We start from the raw sequence: 6,731 nt of genomic DNA on the forward strand, positions 1-6,731 counted from the left end.
TTCGTGCGACTGGATGCGTTGCCCTTGACGCCCAACGGCAAGCTCGATCGGCGTGCGCTACCCGCGCCGGATGACGACGCGCTCGCGCATCAGGCGTATGAAGCGCCACAAGGCGAGCTAGAAGCCACGCTGGCGACGATCTGGGCGCAGCTATTGGGTGCCGAGCGTGTGGGCCGGCATGATAGCTTCTTTGCGCTGGGTGGCCATTCGCTGCTTGCGGTGCGTTTGATGAACCGGGTCAGGGCGTTGGGTGCTGACGTGCCGCTCGCGACGCTGTTCGCGTCGCCGACGCTGGCGGCGTTCGCGGCGGTGGTGAATGCGCAATTGATCCAGCAGACCAGTGCGCTGCCTGAGATCACACCGATCTCACGCGAAGGCGGCTTGCCGCTGTCGTTCGCGCAGCAACGGCTGTGGTTCCTCACACAACTTGATGAGACAAGCGCGAATTATCACATCCCGCTTATCCTGCATCTGCATGGGCCACTGAACCGGACTGCATGGCAACAAGCGCTAGACGCACTGTTCTCTCGCCATGAGGCGCTGCGCTCGACGTTCGTGAGTATCGAGGGTCAGCCGCAGGTGCGGTTGCTGCCGGCCGATACGGGCGTGCCGCTGCACTGGCATGACCTGCGCAAAGCGCCGGACGTCGAAATGCAACTGGCGCGCTTAAGTCGCGGCGCAGCGAGCGCACCGTTTGATCTGATGCATGGTCCGCTGATGCGTGCGTGCGTAATCCAGCTTGCCGATGATGAACACGTGTGTGTGCTCACGCAGCATCATATTGTGTCGGACGGTTGGTCGCTTGGGGTATTCGTGCGGGAACTCAGCGCGTTGTATGCTGCAGGCGTTGCCGGCCAGGCCGATCCGCTGCCGGCGCTGGCGATCCAATATCCGGATTATGCGGCCTGGCAGCGTCAGTGGCTGTCGGGTGAGCGACTTCAAACGCAGAGCGACTATTGGCGCACGACGCTGGCCGATGCGCCGGTGCTGCTGGAGCTACCGACGGACCGGCCGCGCCCGGCGCAACAGTCGTTTGCCGGCGCGCATGTGCCGGTGCAGATCGATGCACGAACCACGCGTGCACTGAAGCGTTTGAGCGGTGAGCACGGCACGACGCTATTTATGACGGTGCTCGCCGCGTGGAGCGCGGTGCTCGCGCGCCTGTCAGGCCAGGACGATTTGGTCATTGGCACGCCCAGCGCGAACCGGGGGCATGCCGCGATCGAGCCGTTAATTGGCTTTTTTGTCAATACGTTGGCGTTACGCGTGAATTTGGAGGGCGAACCCGATACCGCACAACTGCTCGAGCGCGTGCGGCGCACGACGTTGGACGCGCAGGCGCATCAGGATTTGCCGTTCGAGCAGGTCGTCGAGATCGTGCAGCCGCCGCGCCGCTTAAATCACACGCCGCTATTTCAGGTGATGTTCGCGTGGCAGAGCAATGAGACAGGGCAGTGGAGCTTACCCGAGCTGGATGTCAAGCCCGGCGAGCTTGATTACGACATGGTCAGGTTTGACCTGGAAATGCACCTGTATGAAGCAGGTGAGGAGATTACCGGGTCATTGCATTATGCGAGTGCGCTATTTGACTCCGCGACAATCGAGCGGCACGTGGAGTATCTGACGACGCTGTTGCAGGCGATGGTGGCCTGTCCACAGCAACCGGTGGCAACGCTTCAGATGCTGGGAGCGGATGAGCGTCAGTTGCTGCTTCAGACGTGGAACACGACGCGGCGTGAGTATCCGTCACATCAGTGTGTGCACCAGTTGTTCGAGGCGCAGGTGGCGCGCAGCCCGCAAGCCACTGCGCTAGTGTATGAAGAGCAGACACTGAGCTATGCGCAATTGGACGCACGAGCGAACCGCCTCGCGCATCGGCTCATTGATCTGGGCATTCAACCTGGACACGCTGTTGCCACGCTGCTTGAGCGCTCGATTGATTTGGTGGTGGCCCAGTTGGCAATCCTCAAGGCAGGGGCCGCTTACGTACCGATTGATCCGCGCGCGCCCACAGAGCGGCAAAGCTGGGTCGTGAACGATTGCGCAGCGCAGTTGTTGCTCACCGATGTGCACACCGAAGTGGCGGCTGCTGTGTCCACAGCGCTATTGCGTCTGGATTGGTCAGACAACGACGAAACGGAGCACACTCCAACGACGTGCCCACAACCGCCCTGCTGCAGTGCTGATACTGCCTATGTGATGTACACGTCGGGCTCCACCGGCATGCCCAAAGGCGTGCTGGTGCCGCATCGAGCGATCGCGCGGCTCGTGATCAACAATGGCTATGTTGATGTTGGAGCGGATGATCGCGTCGCACTGGCGGCCAATCCGGCTTTTGACGCAAGCACCTTTGAGGTCTGGGCCCCGTTATTAAATGGCGCGATGGCTGTCGTAATCGATCATGACACGGTGCTGACTCCAGCGCTGTTTGCGCAAACGTTGCGCGAGCAGCGCATCAGTGTTTTGTGGTTGACGGTAGGTTTGTTCAATCAAATGGCCGTGGAATTGGGCCCAGTCTTTCCCCAACTCAAGGCCTTGATTGTCGGCGGTGACGCGCTAGATGCGAGCGTGGTGGCGCAAGTACTGCGAGAGACGCCTCCTCAACAGCTGATCAACGGTTATGGTCCGACCGAGAGCACTACATTCGCGACGACTTATAGGATCACTGCGGTGCCCAAGGGCAACGTCAATATCCCGATTGGTCGGCCGATTGCGAACACCCAAGTTTATCTGCTCGATGCACACGGCCAGCCGGTACCGCAGGGTGCAGTGGGGGAGCTGTACATAGGGGGGGACGGGGTGGCGCGTGGCTACCTGAACCGTCCGGAGCTGACCGCTGAGCGCTTTGTGTGCGATCCGTTCTCGGATGTACCCAATGCGCGAATGTACAAAACGGGCGATTTGGCTCGTTACCGACCCGATGGCAATCTGGAGTACTTAGGCCGCAATGATGACCAGGTCAAGATTCGCGGCTTTCGCATTGAGCCCGGCGAGATCGAGGCGTGCCTGGTGCAACACGCCCAGGTGAGCGATGCAGTGGTGCTCGTGCGGGGCGAAGGCATGGATAAGCGGCTTGTCGCGTACGTGGTGGCCGAGCCGGATGACGCGCTGGTCGGCGAGCTGCGCACGCATATAGCCGCTCGCTTGCCCGAGTATATGGTGCCGGCCGCGTTTGTGCGGCTGGACTCATTGCCGCTGACCCCGAACGGCAAGCTGGATCGGCGTGCGCTACCTGAGCCAGACGCTGGTGCACTCGCGCATCAAGCGTATGAAGCGCCGCAAGGCGAATTAGAGACCACGCTGGCTCAAATTTGGGCCGAATTGCTTGAGGTGGAGCGTGTCGGCCGGCATGACAGCTTCTTTGCACTCGGAGGCCATTCGCTGCTGGTGGTGCGCTTGATTGAGCGCCTGCGCCGTATTGGTCTAGGGGTGTCTGTCCGTGCGCTGTTTGACAGACCCACGTTGAGTGCGTTGGCTCAATCGCTGGGTCAGCATCGTGAAGTGGCGGTACCTCCGAATGCGATCACCCCTGACACGACCACGCTGACACCGGAGATGCTGCCACTGATTGGCCTAACCCAAGCTGACATCGACCGGATCGTCGCGCAGGTGCCGGATGGGGTGGCAAACATCCAAGATATTTATGCGTTGTCACCGCTGCAAGACGGTATCTTGTTTCATCATCTATTGGCCAACGACGGTGATCCCTATCTATTGATCTTTCAAAAGGCCTTTGCCAATCGGGAACGGCTCGATTGCTACCTTGATGCAGTTCGGCATGTCGTCGATCGCCACGATATTTTGCGCACCGCGTTTATCTGGGAAGATATGTCCACGCCTGCACAGGTCGTCTGGCGTGACGTGTCGCTACCGATTACTGAACTTGCGTTGGATCCGGCTGACGGGCCGATCACCGAACAACTGGCCCAGCGCTTTAATCCTCGCCGGCATCGCATCGATCTAACTCAAGCCCCCTTGATGCATTTCGTTGTTGCGCGAGACAGTGATGGCCGCTGGTTATTAGTCGAATTGGTGCATCATTTAATCAACGATCATTCGACACTGGAGGTCATGAATAATGAAGTGCAGGCTTTCATTGAGGGACGGGGCGACACATTGCCACCAGCCCAACCGTTCCGTAACCTGGTCGCGCAGACCCGCCTGGGTGTCAGTGAAGAGGAGCATGCGCGCTTCTTTACTGACATGCTGGCTGACGTGGAGGAACCCACGCTGCCGTTCGGGTTAGAGGATGTACATTGCGATGGTAATCAAATCGCCGAGGCGCGCCGAGCGCTGCCACAAGAGTTAAACGATCGACTGCGCGCCCAGGCCAGAAACTTGGGCGTGAGTTTAGCTAGCTTGTGCCATTTGGCGTGGGCGCAAGTACTGGCGCGTGCGAGTGGCCGGCAGCAAGTGGTGTTTGGCACGGTGCTGTTTGGGCGGATGCAAGGAGGGGACGGCGCGGATAGTGCGATGGGGCTGTTCATTAATACGTTACCGCTGCGTGTGGATTTGTACGGTAATGTTGAGCACAGTGTGCGAGACACACACGCGCGCTTGGCCGCCCTGCTCGAACACGAACATGCGTCGCTGGCACTCGCGCAGCGCTGCAGTGGGGTGCCGACAGGCAGGCCACTGTTTAGTGCGCTACTCAACTATCGGCATAATGAGGCGCCTTTGGCTGAAACCCTGATGGCCGACGGTGTCGAGTTATTAAGCGCAGAGGAGCGTACTAATTATCCGCTCACATTGGCAGTGGACGATTCTAAGCAAATTTTAAGCTTGGGCTGCCAAGTGGCGCAGCCAATCGACCCAGATCGTGTGTGTGGGTCGATGCAGCAGGCACTAGAAAGCCTTGTCGAAGCACTCGAGCATGCGCACGACAAACCGGTTCAGCAACTGGAGGTGATGCCCGAAGACGAACGAACCTTGCTGCTCAAAACATGGAATACGACGCAGCGCGATTATCCGTCGCATCGGTGCGTGCACCAGTTGTTTGAAGAACAGGTAGCCCAAACACCTGAAGCCATTGCACTTATTTTTAAAGAACAGCGAATTAGTTACGCGGCACTTAACGCTCAGGCGAACCGTCTGGCTCATCGGTTGATCCGGCTGGGCGTGGTGACGGAGACACCCGTGGCCGTGTTGATGCAACGCTCGCCCGAGCGCGTGGTGGCAGCGCTGGCCGTCATTAAAGCCGGTGGCGTCTATATGCCACTGAACGAGCAATGGCCTGACAGCCGGCTGTACACGTTATTGAGTGAAACGCGCGCACCCATTGTGCTGACGGATTGCGCCTTACAAGCGCGCTGCGATGCGCTCAATCCCCATGTCATTGTTGTTGGTGGCGAGGCGTCACTCGCTCAGGAGCCAAGCGATAACCCCGCGGTGGCTTGCTCGCCCGAGCAACTGGCGTATTTGATGTACACGTCGGGCTCGACCGGCCAGCCTAAAGGCGTGGGCATTGTGCATCGCACGGTGCGCTATATGGCCTGGGACCGGCGTTTGTCAGCCGCGCGCGATCGCGTGCTGCTGCATTCGTCGCACGCCTTTGACGTGTCCACGTATGAGCTGTGGACGCCGCTGTTGTGCGGTGGCCAGGCAGTCATTGTGCCGCCGGGTGAGTTGGACGTGCACGTGCTGCAAGAGACCATCCGAACGCATCAGGTGAGCGCGCTATGGTTGAGCGCAGGGTTGTTTCAAGTGATGGCTGAAGGTGACTTGAGCTATCTGCGCAGTGTGCGTCAGCTGACGGTGGGCGGCGATGTTGTCTCCTCCGCGGCGGCGCAGCGCGTGCTTGAGTACTGCCCAACCCTGCGGTTTATCAACGGGTATGGACCGACCGAGACGACCATTGCCACTTGCCATCTGATCGAGGCGCCGTATCAAGCGCAAGCGTCGATGCCGATCGGTACACCCCTGGATAACGCCACGGCCTACGTTTTAGACGCATGCTTGCGTCCGGTGCCGGTTGGCGTCGTGGGGGAATTGTATATAGCCGGTACGGGCGTGGCCAGGGGTTACTTCAACCGACCGGGGTTGACTGCCGAGCGTTTCATTGCTCATCCGTTCGATGCGAGCGGTGCACGGCTGTACCGGACGGGCGATCTTGCGTATTGGCGCTCGGATGGCGCGCTGGAGTTTGTCGGCCGCGCGGACCAGCAAGTCAAGGTCCGTGGCTTCCGGGTTGAGCTGGGCGAGGTTGAGGCGGTGCTGCAGTGTCACCCGGGCGTGGCGCAAGCTGCGGTAATCGCGCGAGAGGACCAAGCTGGAAGCCAACAACTGGTTGGCTATATCGTGCTTGATAAAGCGCCTGCCGAGCGAGATCTCGCGACGGAGGCGAATCAAGTCGAAGAATGGCAGAAGGTCTACGATACGTACTATCAAGACGACGCGGACTATCCATTTGGTGAGAATTTCAACATTTGGAAGAGTAGCTACGATGGCCAACCGATCCCATTAGCGGATATGCAGGCATGGCGCGCGGATGCGGTGGAGCGCATCCGTGAGCTGCAACCGCGGCGCGTGTTGGAGATTGGTGTAGGCACTGGACTGTTGCTCGCCCACCTGGCGCCTCATTGTGACGCGTATTGGGGCACGGACTTTTCCGCGCCTTCCATTGAGACACTACGCGCTCAGTTGGCGCAGCAACCGGAACTGGCCTCACGTGTTCAATTGCGCACGCAGGCTGCACATGTCACCGAGGGCTTACCGTCAGGGTATTTCGATAC

General features: G+C 59.6%; 1 protein-coding gene. It reads left to right on the plus strand.

Annotated elements, in window-relative coordinates; translation table 11 throughout:
* A partial coding sequence (locus KQH60_RS14340; protein ID WP_237577094.1) for a non-ribosomal peptide synthetase occupies positions 1-6,731 on the plus strand: 6,731 nt, incomplete at both ends.

It is taken from the genome of Mycetohabitans sp. B8, from assembly GCF_021991875.1.
In the GTDB taxonomy this organism is placed as follows: Bacteria; Pseudomonadota; Gammaproteobacteria; order Burkholderiales; family Burkholderiaceae; genus Mycetohabitans.